Below are 25,616 nucleotides of genomic sequence, written 5' to 3'. Positions count from 1 at the left end.
AGCTACATATTTTGAATGTGTGGAAAAATTGCCAAGAAATACATTGCCTGATAAAATATAATCGTAATTTTCAGAATTTTAAGAAGTTTAATAGTTTCCCATTCTTGTTTATTCAGTAATAATAAAATGAATGTATGGAGGGCTTATAATGACGAAGTTTATGACAGATATTCTTGAAGACTACGCAGGGCAGCAACCAAATGCAATTGCAACACTGTATGATGGAAAGGCATTAAGCTATCATGATTTTTACCAACGTGTAGAAAGATTTGCGGCTTACTTGCAGGAACAAGATTTTGAAAAAAATGATGTGATTGCCCTATATACGCTCAATTCAGATTTATTTTTAATCGCTTATTTAGGCGTCCAATTAGCTGGATTTATTGTAATGCCTATTAACACTAAATTAGCTGCTCCTGAGGTTGATTTTATTTTTAATCATTCACAAGCAAGGGGCTTAATTTTTGATGAAAGATTAACAGAGATATTAGAGGACGTCTCCTATTCATTCCAACATACAATCGGATTTCACGAAATGAAAAACATAATTGAATATGATAATCGTGTTAGAAAAATTGTGCAATTAGAGGCTGACGATACGGCAGTGGTCATGTATACATCAGGAACAACAGGTAAACCGAAAGGCGTCATGCTAACGCATCAGAATATCGTGGCTACAGCAGATATTTGGTCGTCTTCTATGAAAATGTCTAGCAAAGACAAAATGTTTATTTGTACGCCTTTGTTTCATTGTGCAGGTCTTCACGTATTTGCTATGCCTATGTTTTATCGTGGGGGAACAGTGGTCATTGAAGAAGCATTTTCACCAACTAAAACGTTAGCTCAAATTGTAGCGACTGAGGCAACAATTTTCTTTGGTGTTCCATCTATGTATACGATCATATTAAATACTCCAGGATTCAAGGAACATAGCTTTAATCATTTACGTTTATTATGTTACGGGGCTGCCCCGATGCCTTATGAGCTGGTAAAGCAAGTGAAAGAAGCATTTCCAAATGTAAAGGTTCAAAATCTTTATGGTCAAACTGAAAATTCACCTGCAGCTACCTCTCTGCTAGATACAGATGCATTGACGAAAATTGGCTCAGTGGGAAAACCATTAGCACAGACAGAGGTTTGTGTAGTTGATAGTGAAGGAAAGGTCGTACCAGCTGGAGAGGTGGGCGAAATTTGCGTAAGAGGGCCACAAGTAATGAAGGGCTATTTGCGCAATTCAGAGGAAACAGCAAGAGCGATTAGGGATGGCTGGCTGTACTCAGGCGATTTAGGTCGCTTTGATGAGGAAGGCTATTTATATATTGTAGATCGAAAAAAAGATATGATTATTCGTGGTGGAGAAAATATTTACCCAATCGAAATAGAAGAAGTTCTATATCAAATGCCAGAAATTTTAGAAGCTGCAGTGATTGGATTGCCACATGAAGTATATGGAGAAGTACCAAAAGCATTTGTGGTGTTAAAGGAGGGAAAGTCTCTTGATGAAAATTCGATACTATCCTATTGTCAAACACGACTTGCCAAATACAAAGTACCTTATGAAATTGAATTTTTAATAGAATTGCCACGAAATGCCTCTGGGAAGGTCCTAAAGCATACATTACGGCCGAAAGTGACAACGATTTAAGACAGTTCCATTATCCTTTGGCATAATTGCTATCCAGATTTTTGGGGTTTACGTCTTGGGTGTAACTCGCTATTAGTACAAAAAATAGTTACTAAATCAAGATAAAATAGGAACGGCTATGAAAGTATCGTATAATAGAGTCTACGACAAATTGAATAACAGAATGGCGAAGGGGCTGCTCTTCGCCTTAGAATAGGAGCGGAATTTGTCTTGTGGACGGGGTATAAACGCCTTTTACTTATTGGCATTTTGATTATTATGTTACTTTCAGGCTGTCAGCCATTTTCTCAGCAAGATGCTGAACAAAAAAATCAATTAACGGTTTTAACAGTAGAATTTAATAGCGGGGCACCTATTCCAAATCTCTTCCTTACGGTTACAGATGTACAAACAGGTGATGTAGTGGAAGAAGCGATTGGTTCAGAAGAGGGAGAGGCTATATTTTCGAAGCTAAAGGCAGGGAGAGAATATGCAATTGCGGCAACAACACTTGAAAATAGTACGACAAATAATGGGTATACAACAATCGAGAATTTCACTTACGATACAACAAAGCCCTATTATCGATTACAAACACACTTTTTAAGAGACGATCAGGAGTTAGATGTCCCTGTTGTCATGCAAAACCCTGAGCTGCCACATGGCTGTGAAATTACTTCACTTACAGCCGTATTAAATTATTTTGGGATGAATGTGTCAAAACTCGAAATGACTGACAAATACTTACCAAAGCAAGAAATACGAACAGTAGGCAATCAACGTTTTGGACCAAATCCCAATGAAGCTTTTGCAGGTAATCCTCGTGATAAAGCTCGTGGCATGTATGTTTTTGCTGCTCCAATTGTCAAAGCGGCTGAGGCAGTTATTACCGATAAACAAGCTAACCTACATGTCAAAAATATGAGTAACGCCTCGCAGGATGATATTTTACAGCTTGTGCGTGAAGGTATTCCTGTTGTGACATGGGTAACGCTAGATTTATCAAAGCCTAAACGAAAAGCAGAAAGAGGCTGGATTTATACAGGGGAAACGACTCCGCATGATGCTTTTATGAACTTACATGCAGTCGTCTTAACTGGACATTTAGGTGATAAGGTAGTCGTAATGGATCCTTTAAAAGGGTATGTTACTTACAATGTCGATCAATTTTTCAAAAGTTATCAGGAATTAGGCAAACAAGCTGTAGCTGTTCATAAATAAGCTATAAATCATTAGTATGTTACACTAATAAAAAAGTAAAAGTGAGTTGAGTAGAATGGCCATTGAGCACGTTTTTTTACCTGTTTTACTTGGAGATGAAATGAATGCTTATGGCATGGCTAGAGCATTTTATGAAGCCTATGGTGTGAAGCCACTGGCACTAAACCATACGAACATGGAAAAAATTCAACAAAGTGATTTATGGACTTTTCGTGAGATACCGCGACTTCATATCGAAGAAAGGTTTGTGACCGCCCTAAAAGCCATTGCGGAGGAGTTCCAAGACAAAAAATTACTGCTATTAGCCTGTGATGAATTTTATGTCAAAAGAATCGTAGAACACAAAGAGGAGTTAGCAGAGGATTTTCTAGTTCCTTATGTAGACGCCACACTTGCGCATCAACTTTTAACTCGTGAAAGCATGTATGAGCTATGTGCACAATTTGGTTTTCAATACCCTGCTACACATGTATGCACGGTGAATGATTATGAAGACTACAACATGCCTTTTGATTATCCAGTTGTCATTAAGCCCATGAATATGACAAAATATGCTACTTGTATTTTTCCTGGTAAGAAAAAAGTATATATTGCATATGATAAGGACGAAAAGGACAGTATACTACGTGCTATCTATAAAGAATCAGCTTATCGTGATGATCTGATGATTCAACAATATATACCAGGTGAAGACGCTAACATGCGTGTTGTTAATGCATATATAGGACAAGATGGGAAGGCAAAACTTCTTGCCGTAGGAAACCCTATTTTAGAAGAGCATTCTCCAGAAGGGATAGGACGTTATGTAGCGATTATGACAACCTATCATCAGGAATTAATGGATAATGTTAAGCTATTCCTTGAAGCGATACAATTCCAAGGCTTTGCCACATTTGATATGAAATATGATGATCGTGATGGTCAATATAAATTGTTGAGTATTGAATTACATAATGAACTTTCCAATTATTATGTGACGGCCAGTGGCTTTAATTTAATGCAGTATGTAGCGAACGATTATGTTCGAGGAAGTAAACAACAACTAACATATGTGAAGAACAAGCATCTTTGGACAATCGTACCGAATGGTGTATTGTTCAAATATGTTCAAAATGAACAACTAGTAATGGAAGCGAAAAGTTTAATTCGTCAAGGTATGGCTACAGATTCTATTTTTAATTATAAGGATATGAATGCAAAACGTTGGTTGAATGTTACGCTTGATAATTTAAGCTTTTATCGTAGCTATAAGAAATATTTTAATAACAAGGGTCTGTCTAACACATGAAAAAACACACTTTAGGTATTATTGGTGGCGTTGGTCCACTCGCAACAATGTTTATAGGAGAAATGATTGTAAGACGTACGAAGGCACAAAAAGATCAGGATCATTTACATACCATTATTGATAATGATACAAATATTCCTGACCGTACGGCTTTTATTTTAGATAATTCAAAGGAGAATCCAGTTCCAGTCATTATTGAGGATGCAAAAAAACTAGCTTCGGTAGGAGCAGACGTAATAGCTATCCCATGTAATACGGCACACACTTTTTATCAAGAAATTGAAGATGGTTCTCCTATACCTGTCTTGCATATGATTCGTGAAACAGCGAAGCGTGCTGCTGATTTAGGAGCAAAGCGAGTAGGTATTTTAGCAACAACAGGCACGTTAACATCACAGATGTATCAGGAGGCACTTGAGGAGTTTGGTATTACACCAGTTGTTCCAGATAATGAAATGAGATCCTATGTGATGTCGATTATTTATGATTACGTCAAGGCTGGGAAGGATGTTACGCTAGAAGATTGGCAACCGATAGAAGAGGCGATGCTAGCATTAAATTGTGATCGAATTGTATTAGGTTGTACTGAGCTTTCAGTTGTAAACAGAGATTTGAAGCTAAGTGACATTTATATTGATTCATTAATCGTTTTAGCTGAATGTGCCATTTTAGCATGTGGTTATGAATTAGTGGATTAATTGAAAAGAATCTGCTTGCTTTTCACGGGTAAGCTACAATTCTTGAAAGAGTTGTGGACAGGCTTACTTTTCCGTGTTGAGTGAAGCAGATTTTTTATGAAAGGAAGCAATGTTTTATTGAAACGATTAAATAATTGCTTCGTACATATAAAGTAGGAACCTACGGAGTGTGTTAAACTAGTGTCAAGTAGATAGAAGGTGGGAAATAACATGTCAGTCATTAATTTATTAAAAGAAGAACTACAAGCAAAATGGAACTTTGAAACACCCATGAAAATTCAAGATGAAATGATACCAGCTATGCTTGAAGGCAAAGATATTGTAGCGGAATCACCAACAGGATCAGGTAAAACGTTGGCATATGTCTTACCATTATTAAATAAAGTGAATGGGGCAAAAAAGCAAACACAAGGACTGATCGTCGCTCCCTCGCAAGAGCTCGCTATGCAAATCGTAGAAGTAATTCGTGAGTGGACAGCTGGAACAGACATTACTGTTCAACAGCTGATTGGTGGTGCCAATTCTGCTCGTCAAATTGAAAAGTTGAAGAAAAAGCCAACGATTGTTGTTGGCACACCTGGTCGTTTAAACGAATTAGCACGAGCAGGAAAATTAAAACTTAAAGAAGTCGAAACAGTTATTTTAGATGAATGTGATCAATTACTAAGTCGGGAATACCGTGTTGTTATCAAATCCTTTATCGAAGGTTCTGCCTATGGCCGACAAGTTGTTGTTGTATCGGCTACGATTACAGAGGAAATTGAATTAGTGGCAAGTCGTATGATGTTTGAGCCACTGCGTTTTAAAATTAAGCCTGAGGACATGTTAAAGGTTGGTAAAGTTGTCCATTCTTTTGTGAAGGTAGAAGAACGTGATAAAACGGATTTCCTGCGCCGACTTTCGCATACAGAGGGTTTAAGAGCGTTGGCTTTTGTTAATAATATCGATCAATTATTAATGAAGGAAACAAAACTACAATACCGTTCAGCACCGATTGTCACGCTCCATTCTGATATGAAGAAAGAAGAACGTAAAAAAGCGTTAGATGCATTCCGTAAAGGAGATGCACGTATTTTAATTGCAACAGATATTGCAGCTCGTGGTTTAGATATTGCTGGTTTAACACATGTTATTCATGTTGATGTCCCACGAACAATTGAACAGTATTTGCATCGTTCTGGTCGTACTGGGCGTGCTGGAGCAGATGGGGAAGTATTAACCTTATTATCTTATCGTGATGAAAAAACCTATAAAAAATGGACAAGGGAAATTCCAGGCAAGCCTGTGCAAAAAATATGGCATGATGGCGAGCTGATTGAAGGTAATTCTAAAACAATTGGACAGAAGCGAGGGAAATAGTATGACATTTGAAGAGAAATTACAGGCATATGCAGAGCTTGCAGTAAAAGTGGGTGTGAACATCCAACCAGGTCAGTACTTATTAGTCAATACATCTGTGGATGCTTTAGATTTTGCCCGTTTAGTTGTAAAAGAGGCTTATAAGGCTGGGGCAGGTCGTGTTCATGTAAACTTTTCCGATGATGAATTGGATCGTGCTTATTTTGAGCATGCTTCCGATGAGGAATTTAATCGCTTCCCTGAATGGGTTGTGAAAATGCGTGATGAACTGATTGAACGTAAAGGAGCTCTATTATGGATTGATGCAGCAGATCCTGATAAGCTAACAGGAATTCCTGCGGACAGACTAGCAACACATCAAAAAGTATCAGGGGCAGCATTAAAAAACTATCGCAATGCAGTCATGAAGGATTTAATTGCTTGGTCCATCGTAGCTGTTCCTTCAGCTAAATGGGCAGCAAAGGTTTTCCCACGATTAACAGAGGAGCAACAAGTACCTGCATTATGGGAAGCAATCTTTAAAACGGTTCATATTGGAGAAGGCAATGCAGTTGATAATTGGCGTCAGCATGTAGCTAATTTAGAATCTCGTGCACAGCTTTTAAATAATAAAAAGTATGCAAAGCTTCACTATACAGCTCCTGGTACAGATTTAACAATCGCTTTAGCACCACAACATAAATGGCTAACTGGTGGTAGTAAAACACCAGAAGATAATGTCTTTGTGGCCAATATGCCAACAGAAGAAGTTTATACACTTCCATTGAAACAAGGTGTAAACGGTTATGTTCGTAATACGAAGCCATTAGTCTATCAGGGCAATATCATCGATGGCTTTAAATTAACATTTGAAGAGGGCAAAATTATTAAGGCAGAGGCCGAAGTAGGACATGATTTATTACAAGAGCTTATTCAAGTAGATGAAGGCTCAAGCTATTTAGGTGAAGTAGCACTTGTCCCTCACGAATCACCCATTTCAGCGTCGGAGATTTTATATTTCAATACGCTGTTTGATGAAAATGCTTCAAACCATTTAGCTATTGGTGAGGCATATCCGACTTGCTTAGAGGGCGGTAGAGACCTAGAAAATGGTCAACTTGAAGCATTGGGTGCGAATATTTCTGTGACACACGAAGACTTCATGATTGGCAGTGGTGAAATGGACATTGATGGTATTTTACCAGACGGTACGGTTGAGCCAATTTTCCGCAAGGGTAGCTGGGCTTTTTAATTTTAGTCAAGAAAAGAGGGAAGCAGATGAAACGGTTATGTAGCTTGCTAGGTATGACAATATTATTCATGACAATTTGGGTTTCATCTGCTTTCGCTCAAACAGAAACCTATGTGGCTATTGGCGATTCCTTAGCAGCGGGTCAAACACCCTACAAAGAAATTGATGTAGGGTATAGTGATTTGATTGCCATGAAATTAAGTTCGATTGGTCAATTATCATTTTATACAAAAGAACTTGCTTTTCCTGGCTTTACTACGGCAGATGTATTAGAACGAATACGATCTGAGGAAGCGCAAAATTTATTAGCAAATGCGACACTTATTACAATTTCGGCAGGGGCTAATGATTTATTACGTCTTGTCCAGGTAAACCCAAATGCAGGGACCTTAGCTTTTTCACAGCTTCAGACAGATTACGCTTTAAATTTGGCTAGAAAAAATATGCTATCGATTTTGGATGAATTAGAAGAACGTGCGCCTAAAGCAAAAATCTATGTCATAGGGTATTATTTTGCTTATCCAACAGTTCATCCGACGCAAAAAGAAGGAACAAACGCCCAGCTAGTTAGATTAAATGCAATTTTACAACAACAAGCAGAGCAAGCTGGCGCAGCTTATATAAATGTCTATGATGCCTTTGGTTTGAATGCAACCAACTACTTACCAAATAGTGCCGATGTTCATCCAAATATTGAAGGCTATCGACAAATGGCTAACTCATTTTTACAGATTTATAGTGGGAGTGATGCTTTAAACATCTCTTCAGCAGAATTGCCAGAGCCAAATCCCAAATCATTTGAGGAAATCCTAAAGCAACAATCATCAGCGAAGCCTCGGAAGCAAAATGTGGCACAACATCAATCTTCTCGTATGACTTACGTAATTCAGGGATTCCCAGGATATAAGGCATTTATCAAATACATCTAAATAATCGATATCTAAGGCATCTTACCTATTAAGATGCTTTTTTCTATGAAAACCAATTTTGGCTAGAACTACTAAACCTTTAGTGTGCACTAGATGGGGAATAGTCATGCTAAAATATAGAGAAGACTAGGAGGTACTAGAATGAAAATATTTCATACAGCAGATTGGCATTTAGGAAAGCTTGTTCAAGGTGTCTATATGACAGAAGATCAACATTATATTCTTCAACAATTTATACAAGCGATAGATGAGGAAAAACCAGATGTAATTATCATCGCAGGTGATTTATATGACCGTTCGATGCCTCCTATTGAGGCAGTTAATTTACTAAATGATGTATTAGCGAAAATAGTATTAGAAAAGAAGATTCCTGTTCTAGCAGTGGCGGGAAATCATGATAGTGCAGGTCGTTTAAATTTTGGTAGTCGTTTAATGAGTGATAGTGGTTTATATATAAAGGGCCAATTTACAAAAAATCATGCACCTATTGTTTTGAATGATCAACATGGAGAAGTACATTTTCATTTAGTGCCCTATGCAGAGCCAGCAGCTATTCGCAACATCTTTGAAGATGAGTCAATCCGTTCTCATCAAGACGCCATGCGAAAAATTATTGAGCATATCACAGAAGACATGGACACAAGTAAGCGTCATGTTTTTGTTGGACATGCCTTTGTGACGAAGTATGGTGAGGAGGAAGCAAATACTAGTGATTCCGAGCGACCCCTTTCCATTGGAGGCTCAGATTGTGTGAATGCAGCTTTATTCAAACCTTTTCACTATACGGCGCTTGGGCACTTACATAAGGCACATTTTGTTTTAAACGAAACCATACGCTATTCAGGCTCTATCTTAAAATACTCGTTATCTGAGCATTTACATGAGAAAGGTTTTTTAATCATTGAATTAGACGAGCAAGGTAACACCACAGTAAGTAAAAGAAAGCTTGTGCCAAGAAGAGATCTACGAGTAATAGAAGGTCAATTAGAGGAGTTATTAACCCTCACACCAAGTGAGGATTATGTCTTTGTTAGATTGACGGATAAAATATCTGTGACTTCACCAATGGAACGCATTCGTAGTGTATTTCCGCACGCTATGCATGTGGAGCGGAAGGTACTAAGACAAGATATGCCACGTGAACTACAAGTAGTAGAAGCTGAAAAACTAGAAGATATTGATTTATTCCGTTCATTCTTCACCAATATTATTGGCATTCAGCCTGATGAAGATACGGAACGCCTATTCACAGAGATGTTACAGGAGTTATTAGATGAGGAGCGAGAGACTGTAAAATGAAGCCTTTAAAGTTAACAATTACAGCGTTTGGTCCCTATAAAGACACGGAAGTAATTGATTTTCAAGAGCTAGGGGAGCATCGATTGTTTGCCATTTCTGGAAAAACTGGTGCTGGTAAAACAACCATTTTCGATGCTATTTGCTATGCTCTTTACGGATCAGGTAGTGGGGAGGACCGGCAGGATACAGCTTTACTAAGAAGCGGCTTTGCACATGATGAAGTTTATACAGCTGTAGAACTCGTCTTTGAAATGCATGGAAAAGTCTATCAAATAGTACGACAGCCAGGTCATATTAAAGAAAAAAATAAAACGGTTACTGGAAAGAAAATAGAGCTAGCAGAAGTAAAAGAGGGAAAGCTGGATTATAGCATTGTAGAGAAACAGCAAACGCTTGAAGTCGATAAGAAATTGCAGGAAATTATAGGTCTCACAAAAGATCAATTTAGCCAGATTGTCATGCTACCTCAAGGTGAATTTAGAAAACTATTAACCTCTGATTCAACAAATAAAGAAGTAATTTTACGGAAAATCTTTAAAACTGATCGTTTCGGTGTCATGGCAAAAAAGCTTGATGCCAAGCGTAAAGAAGCAGAAAGTGATCTTGAACGTGCCAAACAATTAAAAGAACATTTACTTGGTCAAATTGTGGGCGCCTTACCACAACGTTCTTCCGCTTTATTCACATTGATTGCGGATAATACCGAAAATTTACATCAACTGACAGAGGCACTTGATGAGGAGCTTAGCTACTATAAGAAATGTGGAGAAGATGAACAGTCATACTATGAAGAAGCGTATAGCCTTCATCAAAAAGAGCAGGAATATTATCGCTTAGCAAAAACGCTAAATGAGCAATTTGATGAACAAGCTAATCGACAGCAACGGCTGCAAATGCTTTTACAACAGCAGGATGTATACCAAGCAAAGGAGAAGGAGATTGCTTTGGCAGAACAAGCAGAGCGACTTGTGCTCCTCGAACAACAATGCAAGGATTTACGTGCTGAACTGAATGTAAAAGAACTAGCTTTTCAACAAGCAAAAGTTACGCAACAGCAGTCACAAGAAAAGTTGCAAGAAGCACAAGAAAAATATGAGATAGAGCAGGCTAAAGAATCTGAACGACAGCAAATCTTACAGCAGGAAATGCAGATGCTAGCGCTTTTACCGAAATTTGAAGCCTATGAAAACAATATACAACAGCTGCAAATAGCGGAGCAATATGCTGAAAATGCAAAACGAGCAGTAAATGATAACATCAAACTTTTGGAAAATGAACAAAAGCAATTACAGCATTTTTCTCAATCAGTAGAAGGCTATGAAAAACAGGTTGAACCCTATGAAAGCTATTTAGAACAATTACCGAAACTACGGGAACAGGTTGCTTTAATCAAGCAAGCAGAGAAATATAAACATGTCGTAGAGTTAGCTAAGCAGGATGTAGTTGCTTCAGAAAGTCTCTATCAAGAAAGTAAAGAGGCTCTTCAACTTTTGCAGCAACGATGGCTGACGAGTCAAGCTAGTATTTTAGCAGAACAGCTGAAGGAAGGAGAACCCTGTCCTGTTTGTGGTAGTATGACACATCAGAAAGCACACAATGAGCAACTGGAAATTATTGAGCTTGCTCAAGTGGAAGCATTAAGAGCGAAGGCATCATCAGACGAGCGTAAGTATTTAGAGAAAGAGGCATTTTTAGCATCAGCGCAGCAGCTTCTTCAAGATACATGGCAACAACTTGAGGCGCAGCATATTAAACAAGAAGACCAACCACAGATCATCGCTACTTTACATGAAGTGGAACAAGAGATTGCAGCATTAAAAATTATTCAACATCAATTAGCTGATGTGCGATTAAAAATAAAGCATCAGCATGATCGAATAGAGCAGCTACGAAATAAGCATATGAAGCTAGAGCAATATTTAGCAGAGAAGATAAAAGAATGGACAAAATTACAAGCGGTTGTAGACGAACAACTTAAGCAGATGCCCCCTAATTTACCAACTTTACAGCAATTAAAGCAACAACTTAATGAAGTTAGTAAACAGAAAGAAGGGCTTCAAAAAAGTTGGCAAGTGAGTCAAGAAAATTTGCATGTAGCAAAGGAAGCAGCTAGCAATGCAACACTAACAGTAGAAATTGCCAAACAGTCCTTTGAGGAATTACAGCTTAAAATGAATGAAAAGCTTCAGCAATTTTCAGCAGATATGCAAGAAATAGGTTTCGAAAGCTATGAGGCTTATGCAACTGCTAAACGGAGTGCCATACAATTGGATGCACTTCGAAAAGCATGTAGCGACTATGCTTTACAAGTACACACGTTGCAAATTCAGATTACCGAAGGGGCTACATACCTTCAAGGAAAAGAGAAGCAAGATTTAGAGGCGATGGAAGCAAGAGTAGAACAGCATCGAGTTTCCTATGAGGAAGCATTTAAACGTTTACAACAGATCAATGGCTTTATACAAGCATGCCAAGGCTTTAGTGAAAAGGTGGAAGAAATAGCGAAAGAGCTTCATTTACTTGAACAAGAAGCAGGGCGAGTAAAGGAGCTCTATGGATTATTAAATGGACAAAACTCGAAAAAGCTATCCTTTGAGCGTTATATACAAATTAACTACTTAGATCAAATTACAGAAGCTGCCAATATACGTCTGTATCATTTATCAAACGGTCAATTTGAGCTTAGACGTTCAGATAGATTAGAAAAGCATGCGAAGCAAAGTGGCCTTGGTCTTGATGTTTATGATGCTTATACAGATCAATTACGAGATGTCAAAACTTTATCAGGTGGCGAAAAATTTAATGCTTCGTTGAGCCTTGCATTGGGGATGGCAGATGTGATTCAAAGCTACCAAGGTAATATTCATATTGAAACGATGTTTATTGATGAGGGCTTTGGCTCGCTCGATGAGGAATCACTAAATAAAGCAATCGATACATTAATTGATTTGCAGGATTCGGGTCGTATGATTGGCGTTATTTCGCATGTACCTGAATTGAAATCTGCAATGCCAGCAGTTTTACATGTAGAAAAAACATTGAATGGCCATAGTCAAACCCATTTTGAAGTGAAATAAAACGAAGGCGTATTTCCTCTAAAAGGAATACGCCTTCATTTTATTTTTTTCGAGTGGTGGTTGTAGGCGTTGTGCCCTTTTTTGCAGCCATTACTTTTTTTACGATAGGAATAACAATAGGTGCTAACTTAACGGCGGTTTTTACAACGTTTGATACTTTCATCCCAAAACAGCTCCTTTTACAATTACTACTACCTGTTTCACTTAAAAATAAAACATTAACGGATAACACGAACAGCCTGAATTATATTCCAAATCACAATACCTAGTGAGACGAGAGCATAGATGGCGAATGAAGCAAACCAAATAATCATCACCGTCTTGTTATTGGAGGTTGGATCTAAACTAAATGTAGAAAAAACAAAGACAATAAAGAATAGAATGCCAAAAACAAAAGGTATTAAATGAGAGACAAGTGCACGAATCGAATGGCTTTTTACATCACTGTCTTTTGTTACAAAATATACAATTAATGGAACGATAAAAGGGGCGAAGAAAATACTAAGATAACTAAAGGCAGCTAAAATTTTTTGATTCTCCATAGTTGTACCTCCTTTTTAAATATTTACGCATGAAAAACAGCAAAGTTTCAAAAAAATGATGTATGGAAGGTTGTAATCCTTTAATCCTTTGCGTACAATGAGAGTGTTCAAATAAATTCAGATGTAACGACCACAAGGGGAGCTGATGATGTCAGCTGAGACTGGGCACGTAATGCCTTGACTCTTCGAACCTGTAAGTTAACGCTTGCGTAGGGATGTGGATAGAAACCGACACTTGTACGATGTGAGGCTCTGTCCTGACATCGTTTTTTCGTCCTTAAAGGAAAAAAGGTGTCAGAAAGAGACATATCAGCGCTTTTCTATTCCTGCTCTTGTATCCTACATCGGAACAAAGGAGAGAATATGTATGGACAAAAAAAGACTATTAATGCTTGTGGAGATTGCGATTTTTGCAGCGATTGGTCTCGTACTGGATCAGGTTTCCTTTAAAGTATGGGCACAAGGCGGCTCAGTTAGTCTTGTTATGGTACCAATTATGTTAATAGCATTTCGCTGGGGCTTAGTAGCTGGGCTAACAACTGGATTACTCGTAGGTGTAATGCAAACCATGTTTGGTGCTACGATTGTGCACTGGCTACAAGGATTACTAGATTATGGCGTTGCTTTTACTGTTGTAGGATTAGCGGCGGTTGTACGTGGACCAGTATTAGACGCTGCTAAACATATGAACAAAACAAAAATGGCACTTTATATAATCATAGGTACCGTTTTCGCAGGCTTCTTACGATACACAGCACATACAATTGCTGGTGCTGTATTTTTTGCCGAATATGCGGGTGACCAAAATGCATGGATCTATTCCATCATCTACAATGGTACATATATGCTACCAGCAACCATTTTAACGGCTGTCGTTGGTGTTCTTTTATTCACAGCCGCTCCACAATTAATGCAAAGAAAATTTTAATGCTAGTCCCTTCACATGAGTGGAGGGACTTTTTTGTCGTGAATAACTCTTTTAGCACTTTGCAAAGTAGGAAAGCATACAATATTTAAAGCGTTTATCGTTATACGCATAAAAAGTTATGTTATATTAAAGAATAGATATTAGATGAAAGGGACGTTATACATGATTGTAAAAACGCAAGAAGAGATTGAAGCTTTTAAAAAAATAGGACGCATTTGTGCTGAAATTCGCGAAGCAATGAAAGCTGCAACAAAACCAGGTGTTACAACACTTGAGCTTGATGAAATTGCTGGTCGCATGTTTGCAGAGGCAGGCGCGATTTCAGGACCAAAGGGAGAATATGATTTTCCAGGGTATACATGTATTAGTGTCAATGAAGAAGTAGCACACGGTATTCCAGGAAAGCGTGTTATTCAAGAAGGAGATATCGTAAATATTGATGTTTCTGGCTCTTTAAATGGCTATTTTGCTGACACAGGTATTTCATTTGTTGTGGGTGATGGCTATGAGGACAAAGAAAAGCTTTGCCGTGTTGCTAAAAGTGCCTTTGATCGAGCAATGACAAAGGTAAAGGCTGGATCTAAATTAAATCAAATTGGTAAAGCTGTTGAACGCGAGGCAAATGCTAATGGGTTAACTGTTATTATGAATTTAACAGGTCATGGCTTAGGTCAATCTTTACATGATGAACCAAACCATATTTTAAATTATTACGATGCATGGGATGCTACTATTATGAAAGAAGGTATGGTCCTTGCGGTTGAGCCATTTATCTCAGCAAAGGCAGAGCATATCGTAGAAGCAGGTGATGGTTGGACATTCGTGACACCTGATAAATCACTTGTAGCTCAAATCGAACATTCAGTCATTGTAACAAAAGATAAACCAATTATCTTAACGTCATTAGACGAAGAATAAGATGTAATGAAAAATCCTGCTAACCAAATTATTTTTGGTTAGCAGGATTTTTTTTAATAAATAAAATGCCAACAAAGAGAACACCACATAAAAATAAAGCGGCTGTAGTGACAAGTAGCTCATCAAAACCATTATGTATGGCGATTCCAATATAAGCCCAAATAAAAACACTTGGATACATAACATCAAAGTGATGGAAACGGATATGTAGCGCAATGGCTCCACCTAAAGTAAGTAAAATCACTGCCCAAAGAGGTGTGCTAAGACCAAAGCCGTTCCAACCATAAGCCGTTAACGTAAAGCTTGTATTTGTGATAAAAATAAATGTCATCCATGCTAAATAAACAGAGAAAGGAATACGACCAAACAAGGATTTGTCCTGAAGAGGGTACGTATTATACAACATAAATAAATACAAGACTAAGAGTAATGTAATGCCAAGAGAAACAATAAATAACTCATGGTGCCAGACATATATCGTCAATGCTTGTAATATATTTATGCAGCTAAAAAGCGCAGACTGTTTCAAAGTTGTCTTTTTCATGTTCATAACTAACCAATAACCGAGTAAAAAATAAATGATAATCCAAATTACATGACTTACACTAACTGGTGCAAATACAACAGAAAAACGATTAGCGATTTCTAGCGAAGATTGACCGTTGATGTTCACGAAAAAGGATGAAAAGGTTAGGATGATTGAGACAAGATAAGAGATTGTCATCATGATAAACCGAGGCATGTTTTCCTCTCCCTTCGTGTTAGATTGTATAGGGAAAAGACAAATAAGTATAGTACTGTCACTTTTTTTATTATAACGGAAATTTCCAACAATGTATCGTGTTGTTTTACTATTAATACCTACAATTTACCATGTCTGATAGGCATCCACATATTTCTTTAGTACAATAAGAATAGTCAAATAAAAGGAGTGAAGTTTCATGACCCAAAATTTAAAAAATCTAGATCTAACTGTTGAACTAGACAAAAAGATGTATAAAAAGAAATTAAAAGTACTCCAATATGAAATGTTGAACGCACAACAATTTTTATTAAAAAACAAGATTGGCTTGATCTTGGTTTTCGAAGGAATGGATGCGGCTGGTAAAGGTGGCGCTATTAAACGATTAATCGAACGTGTCGATCCCCGCGGTTATGTTGTACATCCTATTTCTGCCCCTCAAGCTCATGAATTACGCTACAATTATTTACAACGATTTTGGAGAAAGTTGCCTCAGCATGGGCAAATCGCTATTTTTGATCGCTCGTGGTATGGCCGCGTATTAGTGGAACGCATCGAGGGATTCGCAACAAAAGATGAATGGTCTCGTGCTTATGAGGAAATTAATAATTTTGAGAAGATTTTAACTGCAGGAGATTACATAATTATTAAGTTCTGGCTTCATGTTTCAGATGAGGAGCAATTAAAACGCTTTAAAGAACGTGAACAAAACCCTTATAAATCTTGGAAGTTAACTGCCGAGGATTGGCGCAATCGAGATAAAACACCTCAGTATATTGAAGCAGCGAATGCAATGTTTGAAAAGACAGATAAAAAGGATGCACCATGGATCTTAGTCGCTGGAGATGACAAAAAGTATGCACGGGTTCAGGTGCTACAGGAAACTATTGCACACATTGAACGAGAGGCTCAAAGACGTGGTCTTCATTTAACAAATGTGTTAGACAATACACAACTAGAGGATGCTGATTCCTCCAGCTTAGAAATAGTAAATGAGAAAAAGAAAGAACAAAAAACTAAATAATTGAATTGTGCTGCTATGACAATAAGACATAAGCTGTTTTGGTTGTAGCAGCCTCTTTTTTTACATACAATGAAATATAAATAGGGTTTTGCAATTATGGCTTATAGCCAATGTAACAAAGAGAAATGGATTGATTTTTATTGGAAGGCTAGTGTGGAGAAATGGTGCTTAAAATTTGGAATCTATTAAGAAAAAAGGGTGGGAATGTGGTAACAATAAAGGGGGAAAAATGCTACATCCGCACATTCCAAGAAAAAGATGCACGAAGTTTAACGGGTCTCGTAAGCCGTAATAAATACTTTTGGTCTATATACGAGCCACTGCAAAGACCTGAATACTATACAGTCGATGCTCAATACAAAAAAATTCAAGAAAGTCTCTATTTAATGGAATCAAAGCGTGAATTTACTTTTGGTATTTTTGAGCATGGTACAAATAATCTAATAGGGCATATTGCACTTTATGCTGTCAAACGCTTACCGTACTCGAGTGCATTTGTTGGCTATGCGATGGATGAGATTTATGTTGGAAAGGGCATTGTCACAGAAGCTGTGAATATGGTGGTCCGATTTGCATTTGAACAAATTGGTTTACATCGTGTAGAGGCCTATGTATCGACACAAAATAATGCCTCCATGCGTGTATTAGAGAAGGCTGGATTCCAGCAGGAGGGTCTGCTAAGAAAGCTACTGTATATCAATGGTCATTGGGTAGATCACTATATGTACGCACGTTTAGAGGATGAATAGAATAATAAGTGCCTATCTTCTACATAGTGAGGATAGGCACTTGTTCTTTTATTAATGTATCAAAAAATAACTTTATTGCTTATTTCCATCTTCAATTAAATCTAGATGACCTGTATTTGGATCAATTATTAAACCATGAACAGGTACGTCTTTTACCATTAATGGATGATTACGAATCGTATCGACACTTTTCTTAACACTTGTTGCTACATCACCGAAACCTCGTAAAAATTCTTTCAAATCAAAACCAGAATATTCCAACATTTTGATTGTTTCTGGGTCGATGCCTCGTTGTACCATTTCGCTAAGCATGGCGTCAGGATCAACCGCACTCATACCACAGTCATAATGTCCAACAACATACACTTCATCAGCTTGTAGGCCGTAGACAGCAACTAATAAACTACGCATAACTGCACCGAAAGGATGGCTCACTAACGCACCAGCACTTTTCACTATTTTTACATCGCCATTACGCAAATTCATCGCTTTTGGTAAAAGCTCTACAAGACGAGTATCCATACAAGATAAAACAACAATACGTTTATCAGGATATTTCGTAGTGATGAATGGCTCATATTTTTTTTCTTGTACAAACTCTTTGTTAAATTCTAGAATATCTTGTAACATTGTCATGAATATTGCTCCCTTCCTTACAAAAAATATTGTAGAGCAAAATTTTCAATATGCAAACAATAAAGACTTTATTCAGATAATTTTTACAATAAAGGAGCAGTTTCATACGCTTTAGTAGATGAAATAAATAACTTGTAAGCTATAAAAAAACAGCTACCTATAATAGTAGCTGTTTTTTATACATTAAAATTTTTCGTTTGGCTTTGGATCTACAGTTACTGAAGACTTGCTATCTAAACCAACTTGTAGGTAGTGGATGAAGAATCCCGTTGAAATTAATAAAACTGCTGAAAAGCCAAGAACAGTTGTAATGAACATTATTAGAGCTCCTCTCTACTTAAATGATCTACTAAAATTCCCTAAAACAATTATACAATAGGTTACTAGGAAAATCTAAGGATAATTTATGACAACCTTAACATACTTAGCCTAGAATACTATTAGTAGGAATGGATTATTTAGAATGCCCAATTTCCATCACGGAATATTGGGTCTATTTGATCATCATGTGTTATTCCATCTATATTCATCTTGGTAGAGCCAATCATAAAGTCTACATGTGTTAAGCTTTGATTGAGACCATGCGCACTTAGTTCCTCAGAGGTCATTTCTTTGCCGCCCTCAATGCAAAAAGCATAGGCACTACCAATGGCAAAATGATTGGATGCATTTTCATCAAACAATGTATTGTAAAATAATAGGTCGGATTGTGAAATAGGTGATTGATGTGGTACTAATGCTATTTCACCAAGGTAATGAGCCCCTTCATCTGTTTCAATAAGAGAAGCTAAAATTTCTTGGCCTTGCTCCGCCTTGACGTCAATGATTCGACCATCTTTAAATGTTAATGTGAAATTATCTATAATATTGCCGCCATAGCTTAAAGGCTTAGTGCTTGATACATAACCATTAACACCTGTTTTTAACGGTGCTGTAAAAATCTCTTCAGTGGGCATATTGGCCATAAATGTTTGGCCTTGTGTACTTATACTACTACCCCCTGTCCACACATGGTGTGGAGGCAGCTCAATTGTTAGATCTGTGCCTGGTGCAGTATAGTGTAGTGACTTAAATTGCTTTGCATTTAAATAATCAGCTTTACTATGTAATTCCTGATCATGGGCATGCCAAGCTTCAACAGGATTTTCAACGTCTATACGTGTGGCTGCAAAGATAGCTTCCCATAATGCATTCATTTGCTGTTCTTCTGGAAGGTGAGGAAAGACCTTTGCTGCCCAAGCTTTAGATGGAGCAGCAATAACAGACCAGCTAAACTTATCTGCTTGTAACCATTGATAATAGTTGGCAAGTGCTTGGCCAGATGCTTTTTGGAATGCCATGATTCTATCACGTTCAATACCTTTTAATAAATCTGGATTTTGTGAGCTAATGCTTAAAAAAGCAGCGCCATGTTCAGCTAACCATTCACGTTCCTGCACTTTCCAAGGTGGGAAGAAATCAAATGAGTCTTTTGGTGCCCCCTCATAGCGAGCACGTACAAGTTCATCATCGGATATATCGACAAAAACTTGTTTTGCACCATTTTTATAGGCAATTTTAGTAATTATTTGTGCGAGTTTTAGGTTATCAGTCGAACAGCTTATATAAAGATACTGATCTTTTTGGATATTTACTCCTACTTTCACCGCTAACTCGGCATATTTTAGTAATTTTGTGTCAAACGATAATAACAAAATCATATCCCCTTTCAATTTAAGACAGTTAAGTGTAATATTCTTAATTCAATATAATCAAAAATGGTCGAAATGTGAATAAAAAGCATTAATTACATCGAAAAATATATGAAATACATTTATACTAGGAATATATATATTTAAAATATGGAAAAAAAGACGAAATAACATTAGATAGTAGATTTGGAGGTTCTAGAATGGATAAGTCGTCGATTATAGGGTTAATACTTGCTTTAGTAGCACTATTAACAGGGATGGTAATGAAGGGTGTAAGTTTATCTGCATTTTATAACCCTGCAGCTATCCTAATTATCATTTTTGGTACTATTTCCGCAGTAACTATTGCCTTTCCTATGCAGGAGTTAAAGCGAGTGCCGAAGCTATTTAAAATTCTTTTTAAAGAAACAAAATTAGCAAATGATATAGAGATTATTAAAATGTTTTCACAATGGGCTGACTTAGCTCGTCGCGAAGGGCTATTAGCACTTGAAAGTAAGGCCTCAGAGATTGAAGATCCATTTTTAAAAAATGGCCTTACATTAGCAATTGATGGTCAAAATGCTGACTACATACGTGATGTCTTAACAGAAGAAGTAGAAGCGATGGAAGAGCGACATACTAGTGGAGCAGCTATTTTTACACAAGCAGGTACATATGCACCTACTTTAGGGGTTCTTGGTGCAGTAGTAGGGTTAATCGCCGCATTGGCTGATATGAATGATATCGAAAAGCTAGGACATGCTATCTCAGCTGCCTTCATGGCTACATTACTCGGTATCTTTACAGGGTATGTTTTATGGCATCCATTTGCGAACAAGCTAAAACGTAAATCTGCTTTAGAGGTAAAACAAAAGAGAATGATGATTGAGGGTATCCTTTCAGTATTAGAAGGGGAGGCTCCACGTGTAATTGAACAGAAACTATCATCATACTTAACGATGGAAGAACGTCGTCAAATTTCTGGTGAAAGCGGGGCGGGTGGCCTTGGCAAAGAAAGCTAAGAAAAAAAAGCATGATGAACATATTGATGAATCCTGGTTAGTGCCATACGCAGATATTTTAACTTTGCTGCTAGCCGTGTTCATTATTTTGTTTGCCTCAAGTTCAGTCGATCAAGAAAAGCTAGAAAGAATGTCGGCAGTTTTTAATCAAGTCTTTGATGGTGGAACTAGTTTTCTAGAGCAACCTGCACCAGTCCCTACTCCGAATGCGGATAGCGACCAAACGCCACAGCAAAACTCTGCCTATTTAAAGGATCAACAGGAGTTAGCTGAAATAAAAGATAGTGTGGATAATTTTATTGCAGTCAATGAAATGGAAGGTCAATTTGCCACAGAAATGACGGATGAAGGGTTGCTAGTGACAATCCGTGATAGTATTTTATTCGATCCAGGGCAGGCAACAGTTAAACCTGAGTATGTCCCTATTGCCAAAGAGCTATCAACTATGCTGGAATCTGATCCAGCTCGAAATATTGTCATCACAGGTCATACAGATAATGTGCCAGCAGGTCCGAATTTTACATCGAATTTTCAGTTATCTGTAATGCGTGCAACTAAATTTTTAGAACTGCTTATTGAAAGTAATGACAAATTAGATCCTACGCGCTTTAGTGCAAAAGGAAACGGTGAGTATCGTGCAATTGCACCAAATGACACAGCCGAAGGACGTGCGAAGAATCGTCGTGTGGAAGTATTAATTCAACCATTAGTTACTGAGGATGGTTCAGAAACTTAGAGTACACAGTAATAAAAAGCTATTAGCAGAAGACAAATGTCTTAGGCTAATAGCTTTTCATTTTACCTATTTACGCAAAGATCCTAATTCAGCAACAATCGCTTGCATTTCGCTTGGACTAAAAGTTTCTCTCTTCATAACCATTTCATATAGATACACTAAATCTTCATAATTTGCTTCATCGAAGTTTTCTGATTTCATTGCATCGACATTCACCATACGAAGCTTGTCCTTCATTTGATCAACCATATACACAACGTTTTCTTTAGATGGAACTGATAAATCCATTTTTTACCCTACCTTTCGTCATCCTCGCACATATCATTTCATTGAATAAAAAAAATGTCAACTCTGTATTTAGGCATTGCTTTAAAAATAGACGGTTATTGGGTAGAATAAGGGCAGAAGACTGTTTATTTATGAAATAATAGGGAATAGGCAACTATACAAGCAGGGGGTTTTATTATGGGTCAAAGTAAATTATTAGTATCTATTGTAGCAGGAGCAGCTGTAGGAGCAGCATTAAGTATGTTAGATCACGCTACACGAGAAAAAACAATTGCCTCAACAAAAAAGATGAAGGAAGCCATCTCATACTATGCTGCAAATCGAGAAGAATTGCAGGTTTTGGTAGAGGAAAAAGTACTAGCAGCAAAGGTGCTTTGTGAAAGTGTGTCAGATAATGTCAACACAATTGCTGAAAAGGTGGATGAATTTAAGGATTTACCTTCCACGATACAGGGAATGATTGAAGATACGAAATCAGCCTTTACTTTACCTCATAAGGAGTAAAGGTCGTTTTAGGAGGAAATGTATGGAAAAGAATAAAGCAACATTGCATAACGCTTTTGGGTTTGTAAAGTCGTTTGTCTCTCCAGAGGAGGGAGCGATTGATATTATGACATCCAAGGGTTTTATCCAAGATTTAATAGGTCGGCTCAAGCGAGTTGAAATATCTGCGCTTGCTGCACAATTGGCTTATTTCTTTTTACTATCGTTCTTCCCCTTACTTATTTTCTTGGTGACACTCCTACCATATCTTAACTTAGAAACAACTCAGGTTTATTCGTTTTTAGTGAATATCTTACCTGATGAAGTGTATAAGCTTATTGAAAATACACTGAATGAGATTTTAACAAATCGCAACAGTAGTTTACTATCGATTGGGGTTTTAGGTACAATTTGGTCTGCATCTAAAGGCATTAATGCACTGCTTCGTGCTTTAAATAAAGCCTATGATACAGAAGGGAGAGCAGGCATATTAGATAGGGGTTTATCACTAGTTTTTACAATCGCTCTCGTCATTGTTATTGCCGTTGCGCTCTTATTACCGGTCTTTGGTCAGCAAATTGGACATTTCCTATTCTCAATCGTCGGAATAGAGGAGCAATTTGAATCAGTTTGGCATAGATTAAGATGGTCAATCCCGCCATTATTGATTTTCATCGTATTAATGGGCATCTACTGGTTTGTGCCAAATACAAGTCCTCGTTTAAAAATAATGGGCGTATGGCCAGGAGCGTTATTTGCCACGCTTGCTTGGTTAGCAGTCACATATGGTTTCTCTTTTTATATTAATAATTTTGCAAATTATTCTGCTACATACGGTAGTATTGGTGGCGTCATTATTTTAATGCTCTGGTTATATTTTACGGGAATCATTTTAATCTTTGGTGGCGTATTAAATGCTACAATGCAGAAAAGAGCACTTCAAAAGGAAATTCGTCGATAAGGAAATGAATTCATTATAAAAAGCCTCGCTAAACTCCTAAAGAGTAGCGAGGCTTTTTTAACTTGATTTTAGCTGATTAAATGCATCAATTATTCAATAAAAGCCTTAACGGATGGCGCAGGAAGAGGAGCTTTTAAGCAAGCTGGACTCAATTATGCTGAGGCTTAATTGATGTTAAACATTTTTATTGAGCATACGTAAACCATTTAGAATAACTAGAATTGTACTACCTTCATGCCCGATTACGCCTAAAGGCAAGTCGACAACTTGTAAAAAGTTAGAGGCGATTAATAAGACAATAACCCCGATAGAAAAGAAAATATTTTGTTTCACAATACGTTGCATTTTACGTGATAAACGAACAGCATAGGCGATTTTTGATAAGTCATTTTTCATTAGCACGACATCCGCTGTTTCAAGCGCCACATCTGTACCTTCACCCATAGCGATGCCAGTAGTTGCGGTAGCCAATGCAGGGGCATCATTAATACCGTCGCCGACCATGCCAACAAATTGATGTTGTGTAAGTAGGCGTTTCATTTCAGTTACCTTCGTTTCTGGCAGACATTCTGCGACGTATTCAGTAACGCCAGCCTCCTTCGCGATAACTTTCGCTGTTTTTTCGTTGTCACCTGTAAGCATCACCACTTGAATACCAAGCTCTTTTAATAATGTAACAGCCTTTTTAGCTTCGGAGCGCACAGTATCCTTTAATGCTGTTAATGCAACAATACCATGTTGATCGCGAATGAAAATAACTGTTTTTCCCTCTTCTGTAAGTTTAGTTACAGCACCATTTGCAAAACTGTTAGCAAGTTGTACATCAACAAACTCTGGTTTGCCTACTTGATACTCCTTGTTTTGAATCGTTCCTTTAATACCCCAGCCAGGAATATCTTCAATTGTTGCTTGTGGCAGTATGTCGATTCCTTCAGCCTTAGCATAGGAGGTAATCGCTTGGGCAAGGGGATGATTGGATTGAGATTCAATTCCTGCAAGAATTGCTAGAGCCGTCTCACGTTCTACTCCATCACGGACAATAAAATCTGTAACAACTGGTTTTCCTTGCGTTAAAGTACCTGTTTTATCGACCGCCAATGCACGTAACACACTAAGATGCTCTAAATGTAAACCACCTTTAAATAGCACACCATTTTTTGCACCATTTGATATAGTAGCGAGTGTTGCAGGCATAATGGAGGCAACGAGTGCACAAGGTGAAGCAACCACTAATAACACCATTGCTCGGTAAAAGGTTGTTGTCCAGTCCCAGCCGAGTAAGAAGTGGGGAAGAACCATCATAATGGCAACACCAAGTAAAACAAATTTTACATAAGTCCCTTCAAACTTTTCGATGAATTGTTGAGAGGGAGATTTTTCACTTTGGGCACTTTGAACGAGCTGTATAATTTTTTGGAAAAGGGTCTCTGAATTCGCCTTTGTCATTTCCATAGTAATAGCACCATTTAAGTTGACTGTGCCTGCAAAAACTTCGTCTCCTTCGCTTTTTGAGATTGGCAGTGGCTCACCGCTAATAGCTGACTCATCAATAGAAGATTGGCCTTTAAAAATAATGCCGTCTGCTGGAATTCGTTCGCCCGGTTTAATCAATAAATGATCCCCGATTTGTAATGTGGAAACTGATACTTTCATAGGCTCAAATCCGCCACGCACTAACCAAGCTTCTTCTGGCTGTAAATTCATAAGTGCAGATATTTCGCGATGACTTTTATTCATCGCATAAGTTTCAAGTGCACCACTTACTGCAAAAATAAATATTAGGATGGCCCCCTCTGTCCAATAGCCAATTGCAGCTGAGCCAATTGCAGCTAATACCATCAACAGCTCAACATTTAGCTTTCGCTCTTCTATGGTTTCTTCAATGCCTTCTTTTGCTTTCGCGAAACCACCTACACAAAAGGCAATTAAATATAGTAGAACAGAAGCTGTTGTTTGTCCACTTGTGTCTAAACGCCATGCTAGTAAGATGAAAATTCCAGCCATTAATGCAGCAATTAATTCTGCATGTTCTTTTATTTTCTCAATTATGTTTATGTTTTCTCGATTAGAGTATTCCATCTTTATCCCTCCTGATAATGAAAATCAATATCAAAACCTTTATAAATTAGCGTTGTTTTGAGCTATTCAATTGAAAATGGATTTCAATTACCATCTCTTTTGTTTAGAA

The 25,616-nt window shown here is 37.6% G+C and carries 25 protein-coding genes and 1 riboswitch; of the genes, 17 read left to right on the top strand and 8 right to left on the bottom strand.

Annotation, left to right across the window (positions count from 1 at the left end; genetic code table 11):
• Positions 1 to 148 precede the first annotated feature (148 nt).
• The 9 genes from EW028_RS19170 to EW028_RS19130 all read left to right on the top strand — a co-directional run bounded on the left by EW028_RS19170 (position 149) and on the right by EW028_RS19130 (position 12,726).
• Positions 149 to 1,645: a class I adenylate-forming enzyme family protein gene (locus tag EW028_RS19170; protein ID WP_131521958.1), complete on the top strand. Its 1,497-nt coding sequence runs from the start codon at positions 149 to 151 to the stop codon at positions 1,643 to 1,645.
• 210 nt (positions 1,646 to 1,855) lie between these two features.
• A complete protein-coding gene (locus EW028_RS19165) occupies positions 1,856 to 2,845 on the top strand; it encodes a C39 family peptidase (RefSeq protein ID WP_131521957.1) in 990 nt (329 codons plus the stop codon).
• Positions 2,846 to 2,900: 55 nt separating this feature from the next.
• Positions 2,901 to 4,133, top strand: coding sequence for a carboxylate--amine ligase (locus EW028_RS19160; RefSeq protein WP_131521956.1), 1,233 nt, complete (start codon positions 2,901 to 2,903; stop codon positions 4,131 to 4,133).
• Complete coding sequence (gene cuyB, locus EW028_RS19155) at positions 4,130 to 4,831, top strand: cysteate racemase (RefSeq protein ID WP_131521955.1); 702 nt, start codon at positions 4,130 to 4,132, stop codon at positions 4,829 to 4,831. The genes EW028_RS19160 and cuyB overlap by 4 nt, the downstream gene beginning before the upstream one ends.
• 210 nt (positions 4,832 to 5,041) lie before the next feature.
• Positions 5,042 to 6,190: a DEAD/DEAH box helicase gene (locus EW028_RS19150; RefSeq protein WP_004225614.1), complete on the top strand. Its 1,149-nt coding sequence runs from the start codon at positions 5,042 to 5,044 to the stop codon at positions 6,188 to 6,190.
• Position 6,191: 1 nt separating this feature from the next.
• Complete coding sequence (locus EW028_RS19145) at positions 6,192 to 7,421, top strand: aminopeptidase (RefSeq protein ID WP_131521954.1); 1,230 nt, start codon at positions 6,192 to 6,194, stop codon at positions 7,419 to 7,421.
• Positions 7,422 to 7,447: 26 nt separating this feature from the next.
• Complete coding sequence (locus EW028_RS19140) at positions 7,448 to 8,350, top strand: SGNH/GDSL hydrolase family protein (protein WP_131521953.1); 903 nt, start codon at positions 7,448 to 7,450, stop codon at positions 8,348 to 8,350.
• Between the two features lie 141 nt (positions 8,351 to 8,491).
• Positions 8,492 to 9,649: an exonuclease SbcCD subunit D gene (locus tag EW028_RS19135; RefSeq protein ID WP_131521952.1), complete on the top strand. Its 1,158-nt coding sequence runs from the start codon at positions 8,492 to 8,494 to the stop codon at positions 9,647 to 9,649.
• Positions 9,646 to 12,726 (top strand): AAA family ATPase, encoded by a 3,081-nt coding sequence (locus tag EW028_RS19130; RefSeq protein ID WP_131521951.1) that lies wholly within the window; start codon positions 9,646 to 9,648, stop codon positions 12,724 to 12,726. Before EW028_RS19135 ends, EW028_RS19130 begins: the two co-directional genes overlap by 4 nt.
• 40 nt (positions 12,727 to 12,766) lie before the next feature.
• Here EW028_RS19130 and EW028_RS25920 read toward each other — a convergent pair whose 3' ends face one another.
• Together EW028_RS25920 and EW028_RS19125 are read right to left on the bottom strand one after the other, a co-directional pair.
• Entirely contained in the window at positions 12,767 to 12,889 is a 123-nt protein-coding gene (locus tag EW028_RS25920; protein ID WP_004225603.1) for a hypothetical protein, read from the bottom strand.
• Positions 12,890 to 12,944: 55 nt separating this feature from the next.
• Positions 12,945 to 13,268 carry a magnetosome magnetite crystal formation protein family gene (locus EW028_RS19125; protein WP_009371560.1) on the bottom strand — a complete coding sequence of 108 codons (324 nt, stop codon included), beginning with the start codon at positions 13,266 to 13,268 and terminating at the stop codon, positions 12,945 to 12,947.
• Between the two features lie 125 nt (positions 13,269 to 13,393).
• A riboswitch (TPP riboswitch) is annotated at positions 13,394 to 13,501 on the top strand.
• A gap of 134 nt (positions 13,502 to 13,635) precedes the next feature.
• Between EW028_RS19125 and thiT the strand changes: the two genes are divergently transcribed.
• Both thiT and map read left to right on the top strand, forming a co-directional pair.
• Positions 13,636 to 14,196, top strand: coding sequence for an energy-coupled thiamine transporter ThiT (thiT, locus tag EW028_RS19120; RefSeq protein ID WP_131521950.1), 561 nt, complete (start codon positions 13,636 to 13,638; stop codon positions 14,194 to 14,196).
• A gap of 162 nt (positions 14,197 to 14,358) precedes the next feature.
• Positions 14,359 to 15,114, top strand: coding sequence for a type I methionyl aminopeptidase (gene map / locus EW028_RS19115; protein ID WP_131521949.1), 756 nt, complete (start codon positions 14,359 to 14,361; stop codon positions 15,112 to 15,114).
• Between the two features lie 28 nt (positions 15,115 to 15,142).
• Here the strand turns inward: map and EW028_RS19110 are convergent, their stop codons facing one another.
• Positions 15,143 to 15,856: a hypothetical protein gene (locus EW028_RS19110; RefSeq protein WP_131521948.1), complete on the bottom strand. Its 714-nt coding sequence runs from the start codon at positions 15,854 to 15,856 to the stop codon at positions 15,143 to 15,145.
• 199 nt (positions 15,857 to 16,055) lie between these two features.
• Between EW028_RS19110 and EW028_RS19105 the strand changes: the two genes are divergently transcribed.
• Complete coding sequence (locus EW028_RS19105; protein ID WP_131521947.1) at positions 16,056 to 16,880, top strand: polyphosphate kinase 2 family protein; 825 nt, start codon at positions 16,056 to 16,058, stop codon at positions 16,878 to 16,880.
• A gap of 161 nt (positions 16,881 to 17,041) precedes the next feature.
• Positions 17,042 to 17,629 carry a GNAT family N-acetyltransferase gene (locus EW028_RS19100; protein WP_016995361.1) on the top strand — a complete coding sequence of 196 codons (588 nt, stop codon included), beginning with the start codon at positions 17,042 to 17,044 and terminating at the stop codon, positions 17,627 to 17,629.
• Positions 17,630 to 17,701: 72 nt separating this feature from the next.
• On the opposite strand, the gene EW028_RS19095 is transcribed toward EW028_RS19100, so the two are convergent.
• The 3 genes from EW028_RS19095 to EW028_RS19090 form a co-directional block, all read right to left on the bottom strand.
• The gene (locus tag EW028_RS19095) at positions 17,702 to 18,265 is read right to left on the bottom strand and encodes a beta-class carbonic anhydrase (RefSeq protein ID WP_004225593.1); all 564 of its coding nucleotides are present in this window, start codon (positions 18,263 to 18,265) and stop codon (positions 17,702 to 17,704) included.
• Positions 18,266 to 18,448: 183 nt separating this feature from the next.
• A complete protein-coding gene (locus EW028_RS25915) occupies positions 18,449 to 18,583 on the bottom strand; it encodes a hypothetical protein (protein WP_004225590.1) in 135 nt (44 codons plus the stop codon).
• A 140-nt stretch (positions 18,584 to 18,723) separates the two neighbouring features.
• A complete protein-coding gene (locus tag EW028_RS19090; protein WP_193767403.1) occupies positions 18,724 to 19,965 on the bottom strand; it encodes an aminopeptidase in 1,242 nt (413 codons plus the stop codon).
• A 191-nt stretch (positions 19,966 to 20,156) separates the two neighbouring features.
• Between EW028_RS19090 and motA the strand changes: the two genes are divergently transcribed.
• Both motA and motB read left to right on the top strand, forming a co-directional pair.
• Entirely contained in the window at positions 20,157 to 20,960 is an 804-nt protein-coding gene (gene motA, locus EW028_RS19085) for a flagellar motor stator protein MotA (RefSeq protein ID WP_004225583.1), read from the top strand.
• Positions 20,944 to 21,696 (top strand): flagellar motor protein MotB, encoded by a 753-nt coding sequence (motB, locus tag EW028_RS19080; RefSeq protein WP_131521945.1) that lies wholly within the window; start codon positions 20,944 to 20,946, stop codon positions 21,694 to 21,696. Before motA ends, motB begins: the two co-directional genes overlap by 17 nt.
• A 66-nt stretch (positions 21,697 to 21,762) precedes the next feature.
• Here motB and EW028_RS19075 read toward each other — a convergent pair whose 3' ends face one another.
• Positions 21,763 to 21,984, bottom strand: coding sequence for a DUF1128 domain-containing protein (locus tag EW028_RS19075; RefSeq protein ID WP_016995366.1), 222 nt, complete (start codon positions 21,982 to 21,984; stop codon positions 21,763 to 21,765).
• A gap of 177 nt (positions 21,985 to 22,161) precedes the next feature.
• Here EW028_RS19075 and EW028_RS19070 point away from each other — a divergent pair, with 177 nt between their 5' ends.
• Together EW028_RS19070 and EW028_RS19065 are read left to right on the top strand one after the other, a co-directional pair.
• On the top strand, positions 22,162 to 22,488 hold the full coding sequence (locus tag EW028_RS19070; RefSeq protein WP_131521944.1) for a YtxH domain-containing protein: 327 nt from the start codon (positions 22,162 to 22,164) through the stop codon (positions 22,486 to 22,488).
• A 22-nt stretch (positions 22,489 to 22,510) separates the two neighbouring features.
• Positions 22,511 to 23,428 carry a YihY/virulence factor BrkB family protein gene (locus EW028_RS19065; RefSeq protein ID WP_004225576.1) on the top strand — a complete coding sequence of 306 codons (918 nt, stop codon included), beginning with the start codon at positions 22,511 to 22,513 and terminating at the stop codon, positions 23,426 to 23,428.
• A 174-nt stretch (positions 23,429 to 23,602) separates the two neighbouring features.
• On the opposite strand, the gene EW028_RS19060 is transcribed toward EW028_RS19065, so the two are convergent.
• Positions 23,603 to 25,507 carry a heavy metal translocating P-type ATPase gene (locus tag EW028_RS19060; RefSeq protein ID WP_131521943.1) on the bottom strand — a complete coding sequence of 635 codons (1,905 nt, stop codon included), beginning with the start codon at positions 25,505 to 25,507 and terminating at the stop codon, positions 23,603 to 23,605.
• Positions 25,508 to 25,616 lie beyond the last annotated feature (109 nt).

Origin of the sequence: Lysinibacillus sp. OL1, from assembly GCF_004332175.1 — a bacterium.
GTDB classification, from domain to species: Bacteria; Bacillota; Bacilli; order Bacillales_A; family Planococcaceae; genus Lysinibacillus; species Lysinibacillus capsici.
Note: the sequence above shows the minus strand (reverse complement) of the source record. Positions and strands in the feature narration are given on the sequence as shown.

Excerpts from the sequence above, each read along its gene's own strand:
- EW028_RS19170 (WP_131521958.1), top strand. The coding sequence starts at position 149 with ATGACGAAGTTTATGACAGATATTCTTGAAGACTACGCAGGGCAGCAA.
- EW028_RS19160 (WP_131521956.1), top strand. The coding sequence starts at position 2,901 with ATGGCCATTGAGCACGTTTTTTTACCTGTTTTACTTGGAGATGAAATG.
- cuyB (WP_131521955.1), top strand. The coding sequence starts at position 4,130 with ATGAAAAAACACACTTTAGGTATTATTGGTGGCGTTGGTCCACTCGCA.
- EW028_RS19150 (WP_004225614.1), top strand. The coding sequence starts at position 5,042 with ATGTCAGTCATTAATTTATTAAAAGAAGAACTACAAGCAAAATGGAAC.
- EW028_RS19145 (WP_131521954.1), top strand. The coding sequence starts at position 6,192 with ATGACATTTGAAGAGAAATTACAGGCATATGCAGAGCTTGCAGTAAAA.
- EW028_RS19140 (WP_131521953.1), top strand. The coding sequence starts at position 7,448 with ATGAAACGGTTATGTAGCTTGCTAGGTATGACAATATTATTCATGACA.
- EW028_RS19135 (WP_131521952.1), top strand. The coding sequence starts at position 8,492 with ATGAAAATATTTCATACAGCAGATTGGCATTTAGGAAAGCTTGTTCAA.
- EW028_RS19130 (WP_131521951.1), top strand. The coding sequence starts at position 9,646 with ATGAAGCCTTTAAAGTTAACAATTACAGCGTTTGGTCCCTATAAAGAC.
- EW028_RS25920 (WP_004225603.1), bottom strand. The coding sequence starts at position 12,889 with ATGAAAGTATCAAACGTTGTAAAAACCGCCGTTAAGTTAGCACCTATT.
- EW028_RS19125 (WP_009371560.1), bottom strand. The coding sequence starts at position 13,268 with ATGGAGAATCAAAAAATTTTAGCTGCCTTTAGTTATCTTAGTATTTTC.
- thiT (WP_131521950.1), top strand. The coding sequence starts at position 13,636 with ATGGACAAAAAAAGACTATTAATGCTTGTGGAGATTGCGATTTTTGCA.
- map (WP_131521949.1), top strand. The coding sequence starts at position 14,359 with ATGATTGTAAAAACGCAAGAAGAGATTGAAGCTTTTAAAAAAATAGGA.
- EW028_RS19110 (WP_131521948.1), bottom strand. The coding sequence starts at position 15,856 with ATGCCTCGGTTTATCATGATGACAATCTCTTATCTTGTCTCAATCATC.
- EW028_RS19105 (WP_131521947.1), top strand. The coding sequence starts at position 16,056 with ATGACCCAAAATTTAAAAAATCTAGATCTAACTGTTGAACTAGACAAA.
- EW028_RS19100 (WP_016995361.1), top strand. The coding sequence starts at position 17,042 with ATGGTGCTTAAAATTTGGAATCTATTAAGAAAAAAGGGTGGGAATGTG.
- EW028_RS19095 (WP_004225593.1), bottom strand. The coding sequence starts at position 18,265 with ATGACAATGTTACAAGATATTCTAGAATTTAACAAAGAGTTTGTACAA.
- EW028_RS25915 (WP_004225590.1), bottom strand. The coding sequence starts at position 18,583 with ATGTTCATTACAACTGTTCTTGGCTTTTCAGCAGTTTTATTAATTTCA.
- EW028_RS19090 (WP_193767403.1), bottom strand. The coding sequence starts at position 19,965 with ATGATTTTGTTATTATCGTTTGACACAAAATTACTAAAATATGCCGAG.
- motA (WP_004225583.1), top strand. The coding sequence starts at position 20,157 with ATGGATAAGTCGTCGATTATAGGGTTAATACTTGCTTTAGTAGCACTA.
- EW028_RS19075 (WP_016995366.1), bottom strand. The coding sequence starts at position 21,984 with ATGGATTTATCAGTTCCATCTAAAGAAAACGTTGTGTATATGGTTGAT.
- EW028_RS19070 (WP_131521944.1), top strand. The coding sequence starts at position 22,162 with ATGGGTCAAAGTAAATTATTAGTATCTATTGTAGCAGGAGCAGCTGTA.
- EW028_RS19065 (WP_004225576.1), top strand. The coding sequence starts at position 22,511 with ATGGAAAAGAATAAAGCAACATTGCATAACGCTTTTGGGTTTGTAAAG.
- EW028_RS19060 (WP_131521943.1), bottom strand. The coding sequence starts at position 25,507 with ATGGAATACTCTAATCGAGAAAACATAAACATAATTGAGAAAATAAAA.